Origin of the sequence: Pseudonocardia parietis, from assembly GCF_017876315.1 — a bacterium.
Lineage (GTDB): Bacteria > Actinomycetota > Actinomycetes > Mycobacteriales > Pseudonocardiaceae > Pseudonocardia > Pseudonocardia parietis.
Map to the genome: position 1 here is coordinate 49,777 of NZ_JAGINU010000001.1, position 21,967 is coordinate 71,743.

The window sequence follows — 21,967 nt, forward strand, 5'->3', positions numbered from 1 at the left end:
GCACACTTCGGGAGACATCGAACATGAGCCGCGAGGACGTCCTCGTCACCGCCGACTGGGCGGAAGAGAACCTGGAGACCGACGGGGTGGTGTTCCTCGAGGTCGACGAGGACACCACCGCCTACGACGGGGGCCACCTCCCCCGCGCGGTCAAGGTGAACTGGACCGACGAGCTGCAGGACCCGGTCCGCCGCGACATCGTCACCCAGGAGCAGTTCGAGCAGCTGCTCTCGGCCAAGGGCGTGGGCAACGACGACCTGGTCGTGCTCTACGGCGGCAACAACAACTGGTTCGCCGCCTACGCCTACTGGGAGTTCAAGCTCTACGGCCACGACAAGGTCGTGCTGCTCGACGGTGGCCGCAAGAAGTGGGAGCTCGACGGCCGGACCCTGACCACCGACGTCAAGGACCGCCCCGAGACCTCCTACACCGCCAAGGCGGCCGACACCTCGATCCGCGCCTTCCGCGACGAGGTCGTCGACGCGATCGGCGCCAAGAACCTGGTCGACGTCCGGTCGCCCGACGAGTTCTCCGGCAAGATCCTGGCCCCGGCCCACCTGCCGCAGGAGCAGTCGCAGCGCCCGGGCCACATCCCGTCGGCGATCAACATCCCGTGGTCCAAGGCGGCCAACGAGGACGGCACGTTCAAGTCGAACGACGAGCTGGCGGCGCTCTACGCCGACGCCGGTTTCGACCGCTCGAAGCCGACCATCGCCTACTGCCGCATCGGCGAGCGCTCGAGCCACACCTGGGTGGTGCTGCGCGAGCTGCTGGGCCACACCGACGTCAAGAACTACGACGGCAGCTGGACCGAGTACGGCTCGCTGATCGGCGTGCCGATCGAGCTGGGAGCGAAGTAGGCATGTGCGGAGCACCTGACCAGTCCCTGACCCTGCCCCCGAGCACGGACCTCTCCAAGGAGACCGTGCTGGCCGGGCGCGTCGTCGCCGGCGGCGACCCGGTCGGCGGGGCGTTCGTGCGCCTGCTGGACGGCACCGGCGAGTTCACCGCGGAGGTCGTCTCCTCGGCCTCGGGTGACTTCCGGTTCTTCGCCGCCCCCGGCACCTGGACCGTCCGGGCGCTGTCGCGCTCGGGCAACGGCCAGTCCGAGCTCGTCGCGGACGGACCGGGCCTGCACCAGGCGGAGATCACCGTCGCCTGAGCTCGCGATGGCGCGAGACAGCACCGTCGCCTGAGTTCGCTCGTGTTACGGACCGCCGCCCCCGGACCTCGTTGTCCGGGGGCGGCGTCCGTCGTGGACCACGGGTGACCGTCAGTCGCCCGTGTCCGCGTCCGTCGCGAGCAGCAGCTCGCGGACCTGCCGGTAGATCTCCCGGTACCGCTCGACGGCGGCCGGGCGCTCGTCCCGCTCGAGCAGGGCCAGCACCGCGCGGTACCCCTCGACCCACACCGTCCACATCCGGTCGTCGTGCTGCAGGGCCAGGGTCCGCTGGGTCCGGGTGACCGTCAGGTCGACGTGGGTCTGCAGCTCGCGGTTGCCGCTCGCCAGGATCATGATCGTGCTGAAGTCCGCGCCGGCCGCGTAGGCGACCGTCATGTCCTTGCGGCTCAGCGCCTCCTCGAACTCCACCAGCCGCGTCCGCAGCCGGTCGAGGTGCTCGTCGGTGAGGTTGTCGATCCCCCACTCCACCCCCGCGCAGGCGAGCACACCCATCACGTCGTTCAGCTCGACCGCGTTCTTCGTGGTGACGACGGCGACCCGGCGGACCCGGTTGGGGGCCACGTCGACCAGCCCTTCCGCGATCAGCTGCGCGATCGCCTCCCGGACCGGGGTGATGCTCACCCCGAGCCGCTGGGCCAGCTGCCCGTCCTTGATCACCATTCCGGGCGGCAGCCGGCCGGTGACGATCTCCGAACGCAACTGCCGACCGATCGCCTCACGGCGGGTCGGCGGAACCGAGTACGTCACACGGCCGATCCTTCCCTTCCCGACCGGGCGCTGTCACGGGTGGGGTGGCACTCACCCACCCCACCCGCGGCGCGCACTCCGATCAGCTCGCGCTGCTCAGTACCCGCTCCTCCAGCCGGAATCCCTCGTAGCCGTTCGCCGCGATCGCGTCGCAGCGTTCCCGGTAGGCACCGACCCCACCGATGTAGGCCATGAACATCCTCGGTTTGCCCGGCACGTTGGAGCCCATGTACCAGGAGTCGGCCGTCGGGTAGAGCGTCATGTTCCCGACCTCCTCCACGTGCTCCGCCCACTCGTCCTCGGCCTCGGTGGTCGCCTCGATCGTCGCGATACCGCGCTCGCGCAGCTCCACGATGCAGTCGGTGATCCACTCCACGTGCTGCTCGATCGAGACGACCATGTTCGACAGCACCGACGGGCTGGACGGCCCGGTGATGGTGAACAGGTTGGGGAAACCGGAGACCGCGAGACCGAGGTAGGTCCGCGGGCCCTCCGCCCACTTCTCCCGCAGCAGGACACCGCCCCGGCCGCGGATGTCGATCGCGTTCAACGCACCGGTCATCGCGTCGAACCCGGTGGCGAACACGAGTACGTCGAACTCGTAGTCCCGTTCGGAGGTCCGCAGACCACGCTCGGTCGCCTCTGCCAGCGGCGTCTTCCGCAGGTCCACCAGGTGGACGTGCGGCTCGTTGAACGTCTCGTAGTAGCCGGTGTCGAGGCAGGGACGCTTGGTACCGAACGGGTAGCTGCGCGGACTCAGCGTCTCCGCGATGTCCGGGTCGGTGACCCGCTCGCGGATCTTCTGCCGGACGAACTCGGCGGCGGTGTCGTTGGCGGCGGCGTCGGCCAGTGTGTCGGTGTAGCCGGCCAGGATGGAGACCAGCGTCCCCTCCTGCCAGCCCGCCTCGTACTTGGCGTTCCGCTCGGCCTCGGAGACCGCGAGCGCCGACTCGGTGGCCTCCGGGACCGGTACCCCGAACCCGGAGGTCCGCTGCTTCTCCCGCCACTGCCGGTACTCCGCCTTCATGGCGTCGATCTCGGACGGCTCCAGCGGCCGGTTGCGGGCGGCGAGCGAGTACGCCGGGGTGCGCTGGAAGACGGTGAGCTCGGCGGCCTGCGCCGCGATGATCGGGATCGACTGCACGCCCGAGGACCCGGTACCCACCAGCCCCACCCGCATGCCGGTGAAGTCCACGCCCTCGTGTGGCCAGTGCGCGGTGTGGTAGGTCGGTCCCTGGAAACGCTCCCGGCCCGGGATGTCGATGTCCTTGGAGCGGGACAGGCAGCCGGTCGCCATGATCAGGTACTGGGCGTCCACCGTCTCGCCGCTGTCGGTGTCGACCCGCCAGCGGCCGGTGGAGTCGTCGTAGACCGTCGACACGACCCGGGTCCGGAACGTGACGTCCTTACGCAGGTCGAAGCGGTCGGCCACGTGGCTGACGTAGCGCAGGATCTCCGGCTGGGCGGGGTAGCGCTCGGTCCACTCCCACTCCTGCTCCAGTTCCGGGGAGAAGGAGTACGAGTAGGACAGGCTCTCCACGTCGCAGCGGGCTCCGGGGTACCGGTTCCAGTACCAGGTGCCGCCGACGTCGTCCCCGGTCTCGAACACCCGGGTGCTGAGCCCGAGCTCACGGAGCCGGTAGAGCTGGTAGAGGCCTGCGATGCCCGCGCCGACGATCACCGCGTCGACTGTTCGATCGTTGGTCATTCCGTGGTCCCTTCTGACGTGCGCCGTTGCATGTAGGGGGGAACGGGTTCGGGTCGGGGTCAGGCCGGCTGGTTGTGTTCGGCCAGGTGCCGGTCGATCTGTTCCGCGGCGTACTCCAGGCCCGCCGCGGCGCCGGGCAGCACGTTGACCATGGTGAAGAAGCCGTGCATCTGCCCGTCGAACCGGCGGCTCTGGACCGGCACCCCGGCCGCACGCAGCTTCTCCGCGTACGCCTCCCCCTCGTCGCACAGCACGTCGTGCTCGGCGGTGAGCACGACCGCCGGGGGGAGCCCGGACAGGTCGGAGGCCTGCAGCGGCGACACCTCGGGCTGCTGCCGGGCCGCGCGGTCCGGTACGTAGTGGTCCCAGAACCAGACCATCGAGTCCCGGCTCAGCATCAGCTGGTTGGCCGGGTCGCTGTAGCTGGCGTTGTCCAGGTCGGCATCGGTGACCGGGTAGATCAGCACCTGCAGTGCGATCGCCGGGCCGTTCTCCGCCTTGGCCCGCTGGGCCATGATCGCGGCGAGGTTGCCGCCCGCACTGTCCCCGCTGACGATCAGCGGCAACGCCAGGCCCTGCTCCTCGAGATGCCGGACGGTCCACAGCAGGGCCGCCCAGGAGTCCTCCACCGCGGTCGGGTAGCGGTGCTCGGGAGCGAGCCGGTAGTCGACCAGGACGACGGCGGCGCCGGTCCGTTCGACCATCTTCCGCGCCAGGGTGTCCGTCTCGTCCCGCGAGCCGATCACCCAGCCGCCACCGTGGTAATAGACGATCACCGCCCGCGGGTTCTCCGGCGCGAGGATCCGCACCGGAACACTCCCGCCTGCCACCGGGACGGTCTCGTCGACCACCCGGGCGACGTCGGGCCCGGGCCCGTACATGTCGCGCAGGGCACCGCCGAGACCGCGGGCCTCCTCCGGGGTCATCTCATGGAGCGGCTTCATACCGCTCTCCGCCATCTGGGCCAGGAAGCCCGCTGTCGCGTCGTCGAGCGCCATCGAATCACCTCGTCGTGATCGGGAGGGGGGGCGTTCCGCGCACACCGGCCTGATCGGAACGCCGGGATCGAGCGGTGTCACCGTAGAACAGCGAGTGAGTCGTTCATTACACCCGAACGAGTGAACAATGCATTCTGCATCGTGCGCAGGGGGTGACGATGCCTCGGCCGCACGGATTTCGGCGCTGCGACTATGCTGGCGCGCCGTGCACTGGTTCTCCACCGGGCTGCTGATCGCCCTCTCCGCGGGAACCGCCGGCTGGGCCGGCTGGCTGCTCCGGCGCCTGTTCGTCGTCGAGCCCGCCGCGGCCTCCGCCGACCCCGGGCGTTCCGAGCCGGACGACCCCGACGACCACAGCGAGGAGCAGCATCCGTGACCGACTCCGACGACGAGCAGCTGCGGACCACGATCACCGGGCCGGAGAACGCGGCACCGGACTCACCGCAGCGCAACCGACCGCAGTGGGCCGACCTGCCGGTCACCGACGACACCGCCAACCTCCGTCAGGGACCCGACCTCGACGACCGTTGCCTGGGCGTGCTGCCCCTGGTGGGCGTCTGGCGGGGCGACGGGGAGATCGTCGACCCGGCGGTGGCCGGTGCCCGGCCGTTCGGCCAGCAGCTGACCTTCGCCCACGACGGGCGACCGTTCCTGACCTTCGAGGCCCGGTCCTGGCTGCTCGGCCCGGACGGCGAGATCGGCGAGCAGCTCGAACGGGAGACCGGCTTCTGGCGCCCGCAGGAGGACGGCTCGCTGGAGGTCGTGATCGCCACCAGCAGCGGGCTGGCCGAGGTCTTCTACGGCCCCAAGGGCGACATGCGCTCCTGGCAGATCGAGACCGACGCGGTCGCCCGCACCGCGACGGCCCGGGCCACGGTCGCCTCGAAGCGGCTCTACGGCCTGGTCAACCAGGGCGACCTGGCCTACGTCGACGAGCGCGCGATGGACGGCGGCGAGATGGCCCCCTACATGTCGGCCGTGCTGCGGCGCGTCGTCGGCTGAGCAGCCCGGAGTGGTCGACACCGTGCCGCGTCCGTGCGGGAGCCGGGCGCTGCTGTTCGAGGTGGGTTCCGCGGCCGAGGTGGCGGCGATCGTGTCCGCCGTGCGCGCGGCGGAGCTGCCCGAGGTGACCGAGCTGGTCCCCGCGGCCCGCACCGTGCTGGTCGAGGTGGCCTCCGGCGCCTCGCTGGACCGGGTGCGCGATGCCGCCCGGTCCGCCGATCCGGCGGCGGGCAGGGCCGGAACGGGCACTCTGCACACGATCCCGGTGACCTACGACGGCGCGGACCTCGAACTGGTCGCCCGCACCGCCGGGATCTCCCCCGAGGAGGTCGTGAACCTGCACAGCGGCGCCGAGTACGGCGTGGACTTCTGCGGGTTCGCCCCCGGCTTCGGCTACCTGTCCGGGCTGCCCGAACCGCTGCGCCAGCCGCGCCTGGAGAGCTCCCGCACCGCGGTGCCCGCCGGCTCGGTCGGGATCGCCGACGTCTACAGCTGCGTCTACCCGCGCCGGTCCCCGGGCGGCTGGCGGCTGATCGGGCACACCGACGTCGTCCTGTTCGACCCGGGGGCCGAGTCGCCCTCGCTGTTCACCCCGGGCGACCGGGTGCGGTTCGAGGTCCGGTGAGCGGGGCGCTACTGGTGCTGCGGGCCGGGCCGCAGGCGCTGGTCACCGACCGGGGGCGACCGGGCAACGCGCACCTGGGCGTGCCGCCGTCCGGTGCGCTCGACCGCCCCGCGTACGAGCTGGGGAACCGGCTCGTCGGCAACGACGACGGTGCCGCCGGGCTGGAGCTGCTCGGCGGCGGCCTGCGGGCGCGGGCCCGCGGCGGCTGCGTGGTCGCCGTGACGGGCGCACCCGCGCCGGTGGCGGTGGACGGCCGTCCTGCGGCCTCGCACGCCGCCCTGTACGTCCCGGACGGCGCGACCCTGCAGATCGGGACGCCGGTCGGTGGCCTGCGCGTGTACCTCGCCGTCGCAGGCGGTCTGGCGGTCGAGGCCGCACTGGGCAGCCGGAGCACCGACCTGCTGTCCGGGCTCGGTCCTGCCCCGGTCGCCGACGGCACCGAGCTGCCGGTGGGTGCCCGGCCCGGCACACCGCCCGAGCCGGGGCCGGTGCCGGTCTCGGTCCCCGCCGCAACGGTGCGCCTGCGGGTCCGGCTCGGTCCCCGTGACGACTGGTTCACCGCACCGCGGTCCGCGCTGGCCGATCCGGGGTGGACGGTGACACCGGACGGGAACCGGATCGGGCTGCGGCTCGACGGCCCACCGCCCGAACGGCATCCGGACACGCGGGACCGGGAGCTTCCCAGCGAGGGCATGGTCACCGGAGCCGTGCAGGCTCCGCCGGACGGGCCGCCGGTGGTGTTCCTCGCCGACCACCCGACGACGGGGGGCTACCCGGTGATCGCGGTGGTCGAGCCCGCGGACCTGCCGGTACTCGCCCAGGCGACGCCCGGGACCCGGGTGCGCTTCACCGTGCTGGGCTGATCACCCCCGGCCGGCGTCCTCACCGTCCAGGATGGTCCGGACGTCCGCGGTCGCCATGCCCGCCAACCGTCCGATCTGGACCGGGTCGAGGCCGCAGTCGTTCAGGTGCCGCACCGCCCCGGCGAGGTCCTCACGGCGGCGGCGCAGCACGTCACCGAGCTGCTCGATCCGTTCCCGGGAGTCGTCCAGCCGCCGGGCGGCGTCGAGCGCCCGGGCCGGGTCGGCGAGCAGCACACCCAGCAGGCGGTCCCGCACGTCGCTCTCCGCAGCCGGGGTGGACGGCGCGGACGGCACCACCGCGAGCGGCAGCTCCTGCTGCTCACCGGTCGACGGGTCGGCCCCCTCGGTCTCGGCGTGGAGCATCCGTGCCCGGCGCACCGCTCGCGCGGCCAGCGCCTGCTGCACGGCGCGGGACACCGGCTCCGGGCTGATCGGCGCCACCGGTCCGCCCGGCGCGGGCGGGGCCTCTGCAGCCGTGCGCGCGACGTCGTCGTCCGCGCCGGTGTCCGCGCCGGTGTCCGGGGGGCCGCCGACCGCGCCCTCGTCGCCGCTGGGCAGATCCTCGCGGGCCGGGACCGTGCGCTCGGCCGACCACGGCGGAAGCGGACCGACGATCTCGCTGCGGTCTGCTGCCGGGGCGTCGGGGGCGGAACCGTCGACGACCTGGCTGCCGGAGGCGGGGCGCGCAGGCTCCGCGCCGGGGCCTTCCGCCTGCGCGGGTGCGGGCTCCGGGTCTCCGGTGCGCAGTGCCTCTCGGGGGGCGCTGCTCGGGGCTCCGGTGCGGGCGGGTCCGGAGTCGACATCGGCGTCGGCGTCGGGGCCCGGACCGGGACCGACCACGTCGGATCGCCCGGCGCCGAACCGTGGGGCTTGTGGCTTCACGAGGTCGGGTCGATCGGGGTGCTCAGGGTTGCGGGCCGTCGGACTCGGCGTCGTGGCGCTCGGGTTCGCGGCGCCCGCGGAAGCGACGTCCGGGTCCACGAGGTACGGGGTTGCGGCGTTCAGATTTCCGGCGTCCCGGTTGCCGGTACCCCGGTTGCCGGTATCCGGGTTCCCGGCATCTGGGTGCACGACATCTGGGTGCACGGCATCCGAGTGCACGGCATCCGAGTGCACGGCATCCGAGTGCACGGCATCCGAGTGCGCGGCCCCCGGGTGCGCTGGAAGCCGGGGCACGGCGTACGGGTTCGCCGCGTGTGAGGGCACGGCGTCTGAGGGCGTGGCGTCCGGGAACGCCGCGTATCGGTTCGCGGCGTAGGGGTTCGCGACATCCCCGGCCCCGGAGTGCGGGTCGGTGGATTCAGCGGACGCGGAGTACGGGTTCGCGGCATCCGCGGACACGGCGCCCGCCTCCGGAGCACCCCGGTTCGCAGAGCTTCGAGCCCCGGCGCCGCCCGGGGGTGTGGTGTCCGGGGCAGCGGTCCGACCGGCCGCATCGCTGTCCGGCCCGCCCCTCCCGGCGGTCCCCGCGGCAGCGAGCCCGGCGGCGGCAACGCCTGCAGCTGCTCCAGCAGCCACCACCCCGGTAGCGGTCGTTCCCGCAGCAGTCGTTCCCTCACCGGTCGTGTCCGCACCAGCTGCCCCGGCACCGCTCGGTCCGGCGCCAGCGGTTTCGGCACCGCTCGGTCCGGCGCCAGTCGTTGCGGCACCGGTCGTTCCGGCGGCAGTCGTTGCGGCGCCCGTCGTTCCGGCGGCGGTCGCTCCAGCACTGGTCGTACCGGCGGCAGTCGCTGCGGCACCGGACGTTCCCGTGGCGGTCGTTCCGGCCGCAGTCGTTCCGGCCGCAGTCGTTCCGGCCGCAGTCATTCCAAGACCCGTTGTCTCAGCCCCGGCCGGTCCCGCCGCCGCCGTTCCACCCTCGGCCGTCCCGGGTTCGGTCGCCCCACCGGCATCCCCCTGCACCCGGCGCGCGTCGACCGGCCCGCCCGCGGCACCATCGGGTGTGCCGGGAGGCTCGGAGCGGACTTCCGGGGTCGTGACCGGGTCGCGGCCGATCTCGGGCTCTGCGGCCTCGTCCCGTTTCGACGCGGCACCGCCCTTCCGGGCACCCCGTCCGAAGCGCGGAGCGGCCGGGTAGCGGACAGGCCGTGCGGTGGACTCGGTGTCGTCCGGTGCCGGACGCGGCCGACGCCGGCTTCCCGCCGGCTCCTCCCGGGTACGGGCGAGCGTCGTGCCGTCCGGCCGCTCATCGGACGGTGCACGGAGGTCTGCGGGTGCGGCGTCGGCCTCGCGGACCGCGTGGCGCCCCACCGTGTCCGGGGCCGGGGCCGGGGCCGGGGCCGTGTCCTGGGTCGGGACCGTGTCCTGGGCCGGGCTGGCGGCGGCGGTCACCGGGCGCGCGTCGGACGGGACGGGGAGGCCGGGGAGCGGGCCGGTGTCGGCGACGCGCGCGGCGACGACGTCCGCGACCGTCCGGGGCCGCGCCGGGCCGGGCGGGTCGGCAGGCCCGCCGGCCGCCTCACCGGTCCAGTCCTCCGAACACGGCTGCGGCCGACCGGACATGTCGGGCGGCGCGACGGGCAGGGGGTCGAGCGCCGGGGCCCGGCGGGCCCGCCGGACACCCCACAGGACCAGGACCGCCAGCACGCCGGCACCCACCACCGCCGCGAGGGCGAGGGGCGGGACCGTGAACGAGCCGAGCTGCATGGGCCCGGACCTTATGACGGTCGGAGCCCCCGCGCGTGCAACCTCAGCTGCTGCGCGTCCCGGTCGACGGCTGCGCGGCGCTCGGTCGCTCCGTGCCGGACGAGCCGCTGCCGGAGCCGTTCGCACCGTTCGATCGGCCGTTCGCGGAACCGCTCCCGGACGCGTCCGCGGAGTCGGATCCGCCGGTACGACCGCCCTGACCGTTGCCGGTCTGACCGGGACCGTTGCGCTGGCCGCCCGCACCGCTCTGGGGGGAGGCGCGCCCGGCTGCGGGGTTCGCGGTCGTCGGCGGGTCCGCCTCGGTCGCGGGCTGGGCCGCCGAACTCTTCTCGTCCCCGTCCGACGGCTTCTGTGAACCATCCGATGGGGTGTCACCGGAACGGCGGACGGCACCGACCGCTACCGTCCGTTCGGCGTCCTCATCGGACTTGTGGACCGGGTCCTGGCGTGGCACCGCGGACGTCGCGGGCTCCGGTGGGCGCGGTGCCGACGCCGGCCGGAAGAGCTCCGCCGGCTCCGGCTCGTCGCCGCCCGGGCGGACCGCGGTGGTCCGCTCGACGTCCTGCACACCCCGCTGCGCCTGGCTGCCCGGTGCGGGACCGGGTCGCGGCGCGGGGGACGGCCGGGGCCCCGGCCCCGGCCGCGGACCCGGCTGACCGGGCCGCCCCGGGTCCGCCTGGGCCTGCTGACCGGACGGCGTGCCCTGTCCCTGGTCGTTCTTGGATCCGCCGTGCGGGGCACCGCCGGGACGCGACTGCTGGCCGGAGTCCTGACGTGCCCGGCCGGACTCGGCCCGGCCGTTCTGCGATCCGCTCGGACCGGCCTGCGCAGTGGCGGAGCCATCCTGCTGACCGGCAGAACCACCCTGCTGCTGACCGGCGGAGCCGCCCGACCCGCTCTGCGGACCGGCGGGACCGTTCGTACCGCCCTGCTGACCTGCCGGGCCACTCGAGCTGCCCGAACCGGCCGCGCTACTCGGACCTGCCGGGCCGTTCGGGCTGCCGGAGCCGACCGGGCTGCTCGGAGCTGCCGGGCTACTCGAGCCTGCTGGGCCGCTCGGACCGCCCGAGGCCGCTGTGCCGCTGGAGCCGGCTGGGCGGCTGGACCCGGCCGCGCTGCTCGAGCCGGCCTCGTTGCTCTGCTTACCCGCCGAGCCGCTCCGGCCGCCCGGCTGACCGGCCGGGCCGCCGTGGCCGTCCTGCCGCCCCTCCGGGCTGCTCGGGCCGTTCGGCTGACCGGTCGAACCCTTCGGACCACTCGCACCACTCGACGGACCGGCTGACCCGCCGGGACCGCTCGGTCCGCCCAGCTGACCCGTCGGAACGTTCGGCCGACCGGAGCCGGACACCGGCTTGGCCGGGCCCGGCTGGCCGGGCTTCGGCTGCCCTGAGCCGGGCTGCCCTGAAGCGGGTTGCCCTGAAGCAGGCTGTGCCGAGCCGGGCTGTGCCGAGCCGGCCTGTGCTGGGCCGGGCTGTGCTGGGCCGGGCCGTACCGAACCGAGCTGTACCGGAGCGGGCTTGCCGCCCTCCGGTCGCCCGGATCCCTGCGGCCCGCCCGTCCCCTGTGCCGGGGACCGCTCGGCCGAGCCGGACGCCGGCGCACCGGATCCGACGGGCTCCGACTGCGATCCGGCCGGCTGCGCGGACGGTCCCGGCACCGGACGTGCACCGTGCGGACCGGCAGGACGCTGCGCGGGACCATCGAGCCGACCGCCCTGCGGGGCCGCTGCACCCTGCTGTCCGCCCTGCCCCTGCTGTCCACCCGGTCCCGGCTGCCCACCCGGTCCCGGCTGCGGGCGCGGGCCGGGACGCGGCGCGGAGCCGGAGTCACCCTGCCCGGGTGCGCCGGCCGGACGGGCACCGTCCGCCGCAGCGGTCTCGTAGCGTCCGGGGTCCGCGGAGGCACCGCTGCCCTGCTTCGCGCCCTCGGCGCGGAGCTCGTCGCGGCGCCGGGTCAGCTCCCCGACCTCGGTACGGAGCTTGTCACCGTGCTCGCGGGCCCGATCGGCGTCCGCCCGGGCCCGGTCGACCTGCTTGCGGGCCTCGGCGGTGACGCGCTCCGCATCCGCCTTCGCCTTGGACCGGATCTCCTCGGCCTCCTCCTCCGCCTTCTGCAGGATCGCCTGCATCCGGTCGGAGAAGTTGTCGACGGCACCGTGCCGGTCGGAGTCCTGCGGTCCCGGCCCCTGAGGTGGTCCAGGGCGCGGGCCCGGACGCGGCGGCCCGGGCGGCGGACCACCGGGGGCCCCCTGTGGAGCGGCGAAACCACCGGGCGGCGAGGCCGGCATCGGCGGCGGTATCGGCCGGTTCCGCAGCGCTTCGACGTCCGCCCGCATCCGGCTCATCACCCGCTGCATCTGGACCACGTGCTCGTCCACCTGCTTGCGGTCGTATCCGCGGAGTACGACGTCGAACCGCGGGGAACCGCCCGGGCGGTCCGCCCCGTCTGCCGTCATCGCCTCTCCTCACACAGGTCGTCCGGCATTGCGCAGGGCCCTCGCACCCGGGCACACCCGGCTCGATCCCCACGGACAGAGTAGCCGCGGGTGCGCCGTCGCGGCGAACGCCGCGACGCGTGGAGGTCCCCCACCGGCGTGGCGGCTCCCTCGACCGACGATCACGTGACACGATGTGCGGCTACCGTTCGCGCGTCTGCGACCCTACCGGGCCGTACCGAATACCATCGGCTGCGTGGACACCTCGCTGAAGGGCACGCTGCACAAGCGCGGTCTGCGGATGACGCCGCAACGTCAGCTGGTGCTGGACGCGGTGCGCGAACTGGGGCACGCGACGCCCGAGCAGGTGTGCACCCGTGTGCAGGCCACCGCACCCGCCGTCAACATCACGACCGTCTACCGGACGCTGGACCTGCTCGAGGATCTCGGGCTCGTCCGGCACGCCCATCTCGGACACGGCGCCCCGACCTACTCCGAACACCGGCACCGGCACCTGCACCTGGTCTGCCACCGCTGCGGAGGAGTGGACGAGGCCCCGGCCGAGCTGCTGACCGATGTGGCGAGACGCACGCTCGCCGAGCTGGGTTTCCAGCTGGACTCGACACACGTGGCGCTGTCGGGCACCTGCGCGGACTGTGCAGGCGAGCCCGACGACCAGAACGACACCCAGAACGACGATGCGGACCCCGCCCCGGCGGAGACCGTGAAGGGAGACCGGTGACGACCTCCGGACCCGAGCACGACACCGACGAGACCCCGGACCCGGACGCCGCCGTCCCGGCCCACCACGGCGACCCCCCTGCCGAGCAACGGGCCATGGCCCGCTCGGCCGCCGTCGTCGACCGCAGCCACCGCGACGTCCTCGCGGTGGCCGGTGACGAGCGGCTGTCCTGGCTGCACCTGCTGCTCACCCAGCACGTCAGCGAACTGCCCCCGGACACCGGCACCGAGGCGCTGGTGCTCGACGGGCAGGGCCGGGTGCTGCACCACATGGCCGTCGCCTCCACCGGCGGCACCGTGTACCTGGACACCGAGTCCGGCGAGGGCGCGGCGCTGCTCGACTACCTGAGAAAGATGGTGTTCTGGTCCGCGGTCGAGCTCCGCGACGCCACCGCCGAGCTGGCCGTGCTGAGTGTCGTCGGCCCGGAGGTCCCGGCCGTGCTCGAGAAGGCCGGGCTGCCGTTGCCCCCCGCCCCGCACGGTGTGGCGGGCCTGGAGGGCGGCGGCTTCGTCCGGCGCACCCCCTGGCCGGGCCGCGATGCCGTGGACGTCGCCGTACCGCGGGACGCGAAAGACACCTGGTGGTCCACGTTGACCGCGGCGGGCGCCCGGGCCGCGGGGACGATGGCGTTCGAGGCACTGCGGGTCGAGTCGCGGGCGCCGCGGCTGCACCGGGACACCGACGAGCGGACGATCCCGCACGAGGTCGGCTGGATCGGGCCCGCCGTGCACCTCACCAAGGGCTGCTACCGCGGTCAGGAGACGGTCGCGCGGGTCGCCAACCTCGGCCGCCCCCCGCGTCGCCAGGTGCTGCTGCACCTCGACGCCGGTGACGAGGACCTGCCCCGTACCGGTGACCCGGTGCACCGGGGCGACCGCCAGGTCGGCCGGGTCGGCACCGTCGTCCAGCACCACGAGCTGGGGCCGGTCGCACTGGCGCTGGTGAAGCGGTCGGTGCCGGTGGACGCGGAGCTGACCGCGGGGCTCGAGGAACGGGCCTCCCCGGCATCCATCGACCCGGACTCCTACGAGGCGGATCCCGACCGCACCCCACCCGGGCGCGCCGTACGGGGGCAGGCCGCCCGCCCGGGACGCCGCACCTGACCGGTCGTCCGGCGGGCGCCCACCCGGGGTGTCCACCGGACGCACCGGGAGTGTCGCGGGGCACGTGTACGTACGTCCGGCTGTGACGACGGCGGTGCCACGTCGCACGTGCCGGGGCCAACAGGGTACGGTTGGTACCACGACATTGATGAGACGAGAGGGGCCGCCGGGTCGTGTCAGGTGACCGGGCCGCCCCTTCCCTGTTGTAAGGGGGACCTGCCATGGGGCGTGGACGAGCCAAGGCCAAGCAGACGAAGGTGGCCCGTGAGCTCAAGTACAGCTCCCCTTCTATGGATCTCGACGCCTTGCAGGCGGAGATCGGTAGCGGGACGGCGGTGACTACCGACAACCGCGACGACGAGTACGGCGAGTACGGCGACCTCGCCGCCAAGTACAACGACGAGGTCGACGACTCTCGTCGCTGACCCGCGCGTATCGGCGCCCGGGCGCGGGAGTAACCACTCCCACGCCCGGGCGTCGACTCGCGCGCAGAACCGGTTGCCGCTCGTCGACATGTGCGGCACGCCGGTCGTACCCGCCGGTTTCGCCCGACCGATCGGATAGGGCAAGATCATGAACGCTGCTCCGGCACGGAGCGCGCGTTCTGGTCCCCGTCCCCGTCCGAGGTGTTCACGACATGCGCGGCAACCTCTTCGCGGTCGCCGTCAACCTTGTCGTGCTCACCGTCCGGGCCGAGCGTCTCCACGTGCTGCTCATCGAACGGGGCGAGCGACCGTTCCTGGGTGAGTGGGCCCTCCCGGGGGGCTTCGTGCGCCCCGACGAGGACCTGGTGCACACCGCGGGCCGGCGCCTCGGCGAGGAGACCGGAGCCGACACCGGCCACGCCGTCGTCGGGCATCTGGAGCAGCTCGCGAGCTACGCGGCCCCGGACCGGGACCCGCGCGGCCGCGTGCTGTCGGTGGGCTACCTGGCGTTCGTGCCGGACATGCCGGAGCCGACACCGGGCGGCAGCGCCGCGGCGTCGGCGTGGTGGCCGGTCGACGGCACCGGGCCACTGGCGTTCGACCACGACCGGATCCTCGCCGACGGCGTCGAACGGGCGAAGGCCAAGCTGGAGTACACCACCCTGGCCGCCTCGTTCTGCCCGGCCGAGTTCACCGTCACCGACCTGCGGCGGGTCTACGAGGCCGTCTGGGACGCGTCGCTGGACCCGCGCAACTTCCAGCGGAAGGTGACCTCGACCGAGGGGTTCCTGGTGCCGACCGCCGCGCTGGTGACCGGCGGCCGCGGCCGGCCGCCCCGGCTGTTCCGCCGCGGCGACGCCACCGCCCTGCATCCGCCTATGCTCCGGGATCCGCACCGGGTGAACGACCGCGCGACGGCGGCGCCCCGGCACGACGCCCTCGGCTGAGCTCGCTCACCACGTGAGCGGGTTCCGCCGGCGAGGAGCCTGCGGCCGGGGCTCTCTCCGGGACCGTCCGCCGAGCCGTTCAGAACCGGGGGTGCTCGCCGCGCAGCTGCACCCGGGCCCCGATCTCGCCGGAGTCGGTGCCCTCGACGTCGCCGATCCGGGCGACCTCGCCGAGGATCCAGGCCGGGACGTGACGGGCGGTGAGGACGGCCAGTGCCCGGTCGACGTCCTCGGGCGGCAGCACGGCGACCATGCCGACACCCATGTTGAACGTCTTCTCCATCTCGGCCCGGTCCACCCGGCCCCGGGACTGGATCAGCTTGAAGATCGGTGCCGGGGTCCACGAGCCACGTTCGACCGTCGCCGCGAGGCCGTCGGGCAGCACCCGCTCCAGGTTCCGGGCCAGTCCGCCGCCGGTGATGTGCGAGAACGTCCGCACCCCGGTCTCGGCGGTGATCGCCAGGCAGTCCTTGGCGTAGATCCGGGTCGGGATGAGCAGCTCCTCGCCCAGCGAGTGGTCGAACTCCTCGAGCTCGCCCTCGAGCTGCAGCCGCGCGATGTCCAGCAGGACGTGCCGGGCCAGCGAGTAGCCGTTGGAGTGCAGGCCGGACGAGCCGAGCGCCACCAGGACGTCACCGGGCCGGACCCGCTCGGGGCGCAGCATCTTCTCGGCGTCGACGATCCCGACCCCGGTCGCGGACAGGTCGTAGCCGCCCTCCTCCATCAGGCCCGGGTGCTCGGCCGTCTCGCCGCCGAGCAGCGCACAGCCGGCCGCCTGGCACCCTTCGGCGATGCCGCGCACGATCATCGCGACCTTCTCGGGCACCACCTTGCCGATGGCGATGTAGTCCTGCAGGAACAGCGGCTCCGCCCCGCAGACGACCAGGTCGTCGACGACCATCGCGACCAGGTCCTGGCCGATGGTGTCGTGCTTGTCCATGGCCTGCGCGATCGCGACCTTGGTACCGACGCCGTCGGTCGACGCGGCCAGCACCGGCTCGGCGTACTTGCCGAACTTCGCGGCGAACAGCCCGGCGAACCCGCCGATCCCGCCCATCACCTCGGGCCGGGTGGCCTTCTCCGCGAACGGGCGGAACTGCTCGACGGCCCGCTCCCCCGCGTCGATGTCGACACCCGCTGAGGCGTAGCTGGCGGGGCCGGGCTCGGTCGAGGGCATGGGTCGGTTCTCCAGGTGCGGGGTGCGGGTCTCGTGGGCGGTGCTGCGCGGGTCTAGGGCCGGCTCAGCGCCTCACCCGCACCGTATCCGACGGCCAGTGGGCCGGGATCCCCCGATGCGGAACCGGAGGCGTCCGCATCCGGGATGTCCTCCAGGAGGTGTTTGCCGAGTTTCGCCTCCTCGGGGAGGGGAATCGGGTAGTCACCGTCGAAACAGGCACAGCACAGCCGGGAGCGCGGCTGTTCCGACGCGGCGACCATCTGCTCGACCGACACGTAGGCGAGGCTGTCGGAGCCGATCGAGCGGCGGACGCCCTCGGTGTCGGCGCCGTTCGCGATCAGCTCGGCGCGGCTGGCGAAGTCGATGCCGTAGAAGCAGGGCCAGCGCACCGGCGGGCTCGCGATCCGCACGTGCACCTCGAGCGCGCCGGCCTCGCGCAGCATCCGGACCAGGGCGCGCTGGGTGTTGCCGCGCACGATCGAGTCGTCGACCACGACCAGGCGCTTGCCGCGGATCACGTTGCGCAGCGGATTGAGCTTGAGCCGGATGCCGAGCTGGCGGATCGTCTGGCTGGGCTGGATGAAGGTCCGCCCGACGTAGGCGTTCTTCACCAGGCCCTGGCCGTAGGCGATGCCGGACCCCTGGGCGTAGCCGATCGCGGCCGGGGTGCCGGACTCCGGGACCGGGATGACCAGGTCGGCCTCGACCGGCTGCACGTCGGCGAGCCGGCGCCCGATCTCGACCCGCGTGTCGTAGACCGAGCGGCCTGCGATGTGGGTGTCCGGGCGGGCCAGGTAGACGTACTCGAACACGCAGCCCTTGGGTTCGGGTGCGGCGAAGCGCTGGCTGCGTATGCCGTCGGCGTCGATCGCGATGAGCTCGCCGGGCTCGACCTCACGAACGAACGACGCGCCGACGATGTCCAGCGCCGCCGTCTCGGAGGCGGCGACCCAGCCGCGCTCGAGCCGGCCCAGCACCAGCGGTCGGACGCCCTGCGGGTCCCGGGCGGCGTAGAGGGTCGACTCGTCGGAGAAGGTCAGCGAGAACGCGCCGCGCAACCGCGGCAGCAGCCGCATCGCGGCCTCGTAGATGCCGAGGTCGGCGGCGCCGGCCGCGAGCAGTTCGGTGAGCAGGTCGGAGTCGGTCGTGGCGCGCAGCCCGGAGCGCTGCTTGTCCTCCAGCTTCGCGACGTCCTCGCGCAGCTCGGCGGTGTTGACGAGGTTGCCGTTGTGGCCGAGCGCCAGCCCCGACCCGGTCGCGGTGGTCCGGAACGTCGGCTGGGCGTTCTCCCAGGTGGTCGCGCCCGTCGTCGAGTATCGGCAGTGCCCGACGGCGAGGTGGCCGCGCAGCGACGAGAGGGTCTGCTCGTCGAACACCTGGCTGACCAGGCCGAGATCCTTGAAGACGACCGTGCGCCGGCCGTCGGAGACGGCCATGCCTGCGGCCTCCTGGCCGCGGTGCTGCAGGGCGTAGAGGCCGTAGTACGTCATCTTCGCGACGTCCTCGCCCGGGGCCCAGACCCCGAAGACCCCGCATTCCTCGCGGGGGCCGGTCTCCTCGGGTTCGACTGCGGACGGGGTGGTGGGGGCAGGGCTGACGTACTCGTTCCGGACGGAACTCAACGCGGCGCTCCTCGGCTGGCGTACCGGACCAGTCCGTGATCCTACGCCCGCCGGTGGGCGTTCACCCGGGTCCGGGACGGGCGTCACGTAGCGGCAGCAGGCCGGCGATCTCGCCGGCCCGCGAGCCCGACACGGCGAGGGCACCCGACGCGACCGCGTCGGACCACGCGAGCCGGCCGATGGCCAGCGCGATCCAGGTCCGCGGGTCGGCCTCGACGACGTTCGGCGGGGTACCGCGGCTGTGCCGCGGACCCTCGATGCACTGGACGGCGCCGAACGGCGGAACCCGCACCTCGACGCTGCGCCCGGGCGCGCGCCGCGCGAGCTCCTCCAGCGACGCCTTCACCGCGGCCTTGCGGACCCCCCGTTCGGGCTCCGGGCCACCCGCGACCCACTCCTCCAGGGCGTCCCCGGTGGTCACCGCGCGGCCGCCGTCACACCGAGACCTGCCCGAACCGGGCCGGGAGCGTCCCCTCCCAGGCCGTGCGCAGCTCGTCGAGGTCCAGCGGGGCGACCCCGTCACCGAGGTCCAGCACGGCACCGCCGGTGGCGCCGATCCGCACCGCGGGGACGCCGGCGTCGGCGGCCCGGGCGAGCAGGGCGTCCGCGTCGGCGGTGGTCACGAGCACCCGTCCGGCCGACTCGGAGAACAGGGCGGTGAAGGTGTCCTCGTGCACGACGGTCAGGTCGATCCGGGCGCCGCGGCCCACGGCCAGCGCCGCCTCGACCAGCCCCTGGGCCAGGCCGCCGTCGGACAGGTCGTGGGTGCCGGTGAGCGAGCCGTCGGCCGCCCCCGCGGCGAGCAGCCCCGCCAGGCGCCGCTCGTGCTCCAGGTCGACGGCGGGCGGACGCCCACCGAGGTGGCCGTGCACCTCGTGCGCCCACTCCGACCCGCCGAACTCGGCCGCGGTCGCGCCCAGCAGGACGACGGCGTCACCGTCCGGGCCGGCGAACCCGGCGGGGATCGCCGTGGTGACGTCGTCGATCACGCCCAGCACGCCGACGACCGGGGTCGGCAGGATCGCCGTCGTGCCGGTCTGGTTGTAGAAGCTGACGTTGCCGCCGGTGACCGGGGTGCCGAGCACCGCGCAGCCGTCGGCGAGCCCGCGGACGGCCTCCTGGAACTGCCACATGACGTGCGGGTCCTCCGGCGAGCCGAAGTTGAGGCAGTCGGTGACGGCCAGCGGCACGGCGCCGGATGTGGCGACGTTGCGGTAGGCCTCGGCCAGCGCGAGCTGCGCGCCGGTGTACGGGTCGAGCGCGACGAAGCGGGCGTTGCAGTCGGTGGCCACCGAGATCCCGCGGCCGGTCTCCTCGTCGACCCGGACGATCCCGGCGTCGGCGCCGTGCGCGGCGACGGTGTTGCCGCGCACGTAGCGGTCGTACTGGTCGGTGACCCAGGCCCGGGACGCCAGGTTCGGTGCCGCGGCCATCCGCAGCACCTCCGCGCGCAGCTCGGACGGGGTCTCCGGGCGCGGCAGCCGCTCGGGGGTGTCGGCGTTCAGCGCCTCCTGCCGTGCGTCGTCGCGGGCGACCGGCCGCCGGTAGACGGGGCCCTCGTGGGCGACCGTGCGCGGCGGCACGTCGACGACGGTCTCGCCGCCCGAGGTGATGACCAGCCGGTCGCCCTCGGTGACCTCGCCGATGACGCTCGCCAGCACGTCCCACTTGCTGCAGACCTCGAGGAACGACTCCACGTCCTCGGGCTTCACGACCGCGCACATCCGCTCCTGGGACTCCGAGGAGAGGATCTCGGCGGCGGTCATGCCGGTGGCGCGCAGCGGCACCTGGTCGAGGTCGACCCGCATGCCGCCGTCACCGGCGCTGGCCAGCTCGCTCGTGGCGCAGGACAGGCCGGCTCCGCCGAGGTCCTGGATGCCGACGACCAGACCGGCCGCGAACAGGTCCAGGCAGCACTCGATGAGCACCTTCTCGGTGAACGGGTCGCCCACCTGCACGCTCGGCAGCTTCTTGCGGCCGGTGCCGCCGGTGGACTCGTCGAAGGTCTCCGAGGCCAGCACCGAGACGCCGCCGATGCCGTCCAGGCCGGTCGTCGCACCGAAGAGAATGATCTTGTTGCCGGTCCCGGAGGCGAACGCCAGGTGCAGGTCCTCGGTCTTCAACGCACCCACACACAGGGCGTTGACCAGCGGGTTCCCCGCGTAGGACGGGTCGAACACCACCTCGCCGGCGATGTTCGGCAGGCCCAGGCAGTTGCCGTAGCCGCCGACCCCGGCGACGATCCCGGGCAGCACCCGGGCGGTGTCGTCGGCGTCGATCGGACCGAAGCGCAGCGGGTCGCCGACCGCGATCGGGCGGGCACCCATCGCCATGATGTCGCGGACGATCCCGCCGACACCGGTCGCCGCGCCCTGGTACGGCTCCACGTACGACGGGTGGTTGTGCGACTCGACCTTGAAGGTCACCGCCCAGTCGTCGCCGATCGACACCACGCCGGCGTTCTCCCCGATCCCGGCGAGCATCGCGGAGCGCATCTCGTCGGTGGTGGTCTCACCGAAGTAGCGCAGATGCACCTTCGAGGACTTGTACGAGCAGTGCTCGCTCCACATCACCGAGTACATCGCCAGCTCGGCGTCGGTGGGCCGACGACCGAGGATGTCCCGGATCCGGGCGTACTCGTCGTCCTTGAGGCCCAGTTCCCGGTAGGGCTGCGGCTGGTCCGGCGTCGACCCGGCGTGGGAGACGGAGTCGGCGGTCACCTCGGGCTGCGTCACGGCGCCAGGGTAGACGGCCCGTCACTGTGACCCACGACCCCCGAGACCGGGCTCACCGACTCAGGCGGCGACCTGCGCCAGCAGTGAGGTGAACAGCCCCAGGCCGTCGGAGGACGGGCCGGTGAGCGCGCTCGTCGCGTGCTCGGGGTGCGGCATCAGCCCGACGACGTTCCCGGCCGCGTTCGTGATGCCGGCGATGTCGCGCGACGAGCCGTTCGGCGCACCGTCGCGGTAGCGGAACACCACCCGGCCCTCGCCCTCGATCTCGTCGAGGGTCGCGGCGTCGGCGACGTAGCGGCCCTCCTGCGACTTCAGCGGGATGAGCAGCTGGTCGCCGGCCGCGTAGTCCCTGGTCCAGGCGGTCTGCGCGTTCTCGACCGTCAGGATCAGGTCCCGGCACAGGAAGTGCAGGCCGGCGTTCGCGACGAGCGCGCCGGGCAGCAGGTGCGCCTCGCAGAGGATCTGGAAGCCGTTGCAGATACCGAGCACCGGCAGGCCTCGCCCGGCGGCGTCGACGACCTCGCGCATGATCGGCGCGAGCGACGCGATCGCCCCGGCCCGCAGGTAGTCGCCGTAGGAGAACCCACCCGGCACGACGACGGCGTCCACGCCGCGCAGGTCGTGGTCCCCGTGCCACAGCGGGACGGCCTCGGCGCCGGAGCGGCGGACCGCGCGGGCGGCGTCGACGTCGTCCAGGGTGCCGGGGAAGGTGATGACACCGACGCGACTCACAGCCGGGTCACCGTCCACTCCTCGATCACCGGGTTCGCCAGCAGCGAACCGGCGAGCCGGTCCAGGGTCTCGTCGTCGATCGCGTCGTCCACCTCGAGCTCGAAGTGCTTGCCCTGTCGTACGCCGCTCACCCCGGACACGCCGATCCGGCCGAGCGCCCGGGTCACGGCCTGACCCTGGACATCGAGGATCTCGGGCTTGGGCATCACGTCCACCACCACTCTGGCCACGTCGCTCAGCCTAGAGGTTCTCTCCGGGCCGACGGTGAACGGTGGTGA

The 21,967-nt window shown here is 73.6% G+C and carries 20 protein-coding genes; 10 read left to right on the plus strand and 10 right to left on the minus strand.

Annotated features, from left to right (window positions below):
- The first annotated feature begins 23 nt into the window (after nucleotides 1-23).
- Together JOF36_RS00260 and JOF36_RS00265 are read left to right on the plus strand one after the other, a co-directional pair.
- Entirely contained in the window at nucleotides 24-860 is an 837-nt protein-coding gene (locus JOF36_RS00260) for a sulfurtransferase (protein ID WP_210024423.1), read from the plus strand.
- Nucleotides 861-862: 2 nt separating this feature from the next.
- Entirely contained in the window at nucleotides 863-1,162 is a 300-nt protein-coding gene (locus JOF36_RS00265) for a DUF1416 domain-containing protein (protein WP_210024424.1), read from the plus strand.
- Nucleotides 1,163-1,273: 111 nt separating this feature from the next.
- On the opposite strand, the gene JOF36_RS40625 is transcribed toward JOF36_RS00265, so the two are convergent.
- From JOF36_RS40625 to JOF36_RS00280, 3 genes are all read right to left on the minus strand, one after another.
- Nucleotides 1,274-1,930 (minus strand): GntR family transcriptional regulator, encoded by a 657-nt coding sequence (locus JOF36_RS40625; RefSeq protein ID WP_210024425.1) that lies wholly within the window; start codon nucleotides 1,928-1,930, stop codon nucleotides 1,274-1,276.
- Between the two features lie 82 nt (nucleotides 1,931-2,012).
- A complete protein-coding gene (locus JOF36_RS00275) occupies nucleotides 2,013-3,638 on the minus strand; it encodes a flavin-containing monooxygenase (protein ID WP_210024426.1) in 1,626 nt (541 codons plus the stop codon).
- A 59-nt stretch (nucleotides 3,639-3,697) separates the two neighbouring features.
- Nucleotides 3,698-4,636: an alpha/beta hydrolase gene (locus JOF36_RS00280; protein ID WP_210024427.1), complete on the minus strand. Its 939-nt coding sequence runs from the start codon at nucleotides 4,634-4,636 to the stop codon at nucleotides 3,698-3,700.
- A 205-nt stretch (nucleotides 4,637-4,841) separates the two neighbouring features.
- Between JOF36_RS00280 and JOF36_RS38430 the strand changes: the two genes are divergently transcribed.
- Genes JOF36_RS38430 through JOF36_RS00295 form a run of 4 tightly spaced genes read left to right on the plus strand, consistent with a single transcriptional unit; the run spans nucleotide 4,842 to nucleotide 7,126 of the window.
- Nucleotides 4,842-5,012: a hypothetical protein gene (locus JOF36_RS38430; protein WP_245350594.1), complete on the plus strand. Its 171-nt coding sequence runs from the start codon at nucleotides 4,842-4,844 to the stop codon at nucleotides 5,010-5,012.
- Nucleotides 5,009-5,638 (plus strand): heme-binding beta-barrel domain-containing protein, encoded by a 630-nt coding sequence (locus JOF36_RS00285; protein ID WP_372447351.1) that lies wholly within the window; start codon nucleotides 5,009-5,011, stop codon nucleotides 5,636-5,638. Before JOF36_RS38430 ends, JOF36_RS00285 begins: the two co-directional genes overlap by 4 nt.
- A 10-nt stretch (nucleotides 5,639-5,648) precedes the next feature.
- Nucleotides 5,649-6,263 carry a 5-oxoprolinase subunit B family protein gene (locus tag JOF36_RS00290; protein ID WP_307862145.1) on the plus strand — a complete coding sequence of 205 codons (615 nt, stop codon included), beginning with the start codon at nucleotides 5,649-5,651 and terminating at the stop codon, nucleotides 6,261-6,263.
- On the plus strand, nucleotides 6,260-7,126 hold the full coding sequence (locus JOF36_RS00295) for a 5-oxoprolinase subunit C family protein (protein WP_210024429.1): 867 nt from the start codon (nucleotides 6,260-6,262) through the stop codon (nucleotides 7,124-7,126). The genes JOF36_RS00290 and JOF36_RS00295 overlap by 4 nt, the downstream gene beginning before the upstream one ends.
- On the opposite strand, the gene JOF36_RS00300 is transcribed toward JOF36_RS00295, so the two are convergent.
- A complete protein-coding gene (locus JOF36_RS00300) occupies nucleotides 7,127-7,966 on the minus strand; it encodes a hypothetical protein (RefSeq protein WP_210024430.1) in 840 nt (279 codons plus the stop codon).
- A gap of 4,496 nt (nucleotides 7,967-12,462) precedes the next feature.
- Between JOF36_RS00300 and JOF36_RS00305 the strand changes: the two genes are divergently transcribed.
- The 4 genes from JOF36_RS00305 to JOF36_RS00320 all read left to right on the plus strand — a co-directional run bounded on the left by JOF36_RS00305 (nucleotide 12,463) and on the right by JOF36_RS00320 (nucleotide 15,423).
- Nucleotides 12,463-12,948, plus strand: a complete 486-nt coding sequence (locus tag JOF36_RS00305) for a Fur family transcriptional regulator (protein WP_307862146.1) — start codon at nucleotides 12,463-12,465, stop codon at nucleotides 12,946-12,948.
- Nucleotides 12,945-14,051, plus strand: coding sequence for a CAF17-like 4Fe-4S cluster assembly/insertion protein YgfZ (gene ygfZ, locus JOF36_RS00310; protein ID WP_210024431.1), 1,107 nt, complete (start codon nucleotides 12,945-12,947; stop codon nucleotides 14,049-14,051). Before JOF36_RS00305 ends, ygfZ begins: the two co-directional genes overlap by 4 nt.
- A 221-nt stretch (nucleotides 14,052-14,272) precedes the next feature.
- Nucleotides 14,273-14,476 carry a DUF3073 domain-containing protein gene (locus JOF36_RS00315; RefSeq protein WP_210024432.1) on the plus strand — a complete coding sequence of 68 codons (204 nt, stop codon included), beginning with the start codon at nucleotides 14,273-14,275 and terminating at the stop codon, nucleotides 14,474-14,476.
- 212 nt (nucleotides 14,477-14,688) lie between these two features.
- Complete coding sequence (locus JOF36_RS00320) at nucleotides 14,689-15,423, plus strand: NUDIX hydrolase (protein WP_210024433.1); 735 nt, start codon at nucleotides 14,689-14,691, stop codon at nucleotides 15,421-15,423.
- A 79-nt stretch (nucleotides 15,424-15,502) separates the two neighbouring features.
- Here the strand turns inward: JOF36_RS00320 and purM are convergent, their stop codons facing one another.
- From purM to purS, 6 genes are all read right to left on the minus strand, one after another.
- Nucleotides 15,503-16,600, minus strand: a complete 1,098-nt coding sequence (gene purM, locus JOF36_RS00325) for a phosphoribosylformylglycinamidine cyclo-ligase (protein WP_210024434.1) — start codon at nucleotides 16,598-16,600, stop codon at nucleotides 15,503-15,505.
- Nucleotides 16,601-16,653: 53 nt separating this feature from the next.
- Entirely contained in the window at nucleotides 16,654-18,222 is a 1,569-nt protein-coding gene (purF, locus tag JOF36_RS00330) for an amidophosphoribosyltransferase (protein ID WP_210024435.1), read from the minus strand.
- Between the two features lie 61 nt (nucleotides 18,223-18,283).
- Complete coding sequence (locus tag JOF36_RS00335) at nucleotides 18,284-18,643, minus strand: sterol carrier family protein (RefSeq protein ID WP_210024436.1); 360 nt, start codon at nucleotides 18,641-18,643, stop codon at nucleotides 18,284-18,286.
- Between the two features lie 13 nt (nucleotides 18,644-18,656).
- Nucleotides 18,657-20,957, minus strand: coding sequence for a phosphoribosylformylglycinamidine synthase subunit PurL (gene purL, locus JOF36_RS00340; protein WP_210024437.1), 2,301 nt, complete (start codon nucleotides 20,955-20,957; stop codon nucleotides 18,657-18,659).
- Nucleotides 20,958-21,017: 60 nt separating this feature from the next.
- On the minus strand, nucleotides 21,018-21,689 hold the full coding sequence (gene purQ, locus JOF36_RS00345) for a phosphoribosylformylglycinamidine synthase subunit PurQ (protein ID WP_210024438.1): 672 nt from the start codon (nucleotides 21,687-21,689) through the stop codon (nucleotides 21,018-21,020).
- Nucleotides 21,686-21,919 (minus strand): phosphoribosylformylglycinamidine synthase subunit PurS, encoded by a 234-nt coding sequence (gene purS / locus JOF36_RS00350; protein WP_210024439.1) that lies wholly within the window; start codon nucleotides 21,917-21,919, stop codon nucleotides 21,686-21,688. Before purS ends, purQ begins: the two co-directional genes overlap by 4 nt.
- Nucleotides 21,920-21,967: the final 48 nt, after the last annotated feature.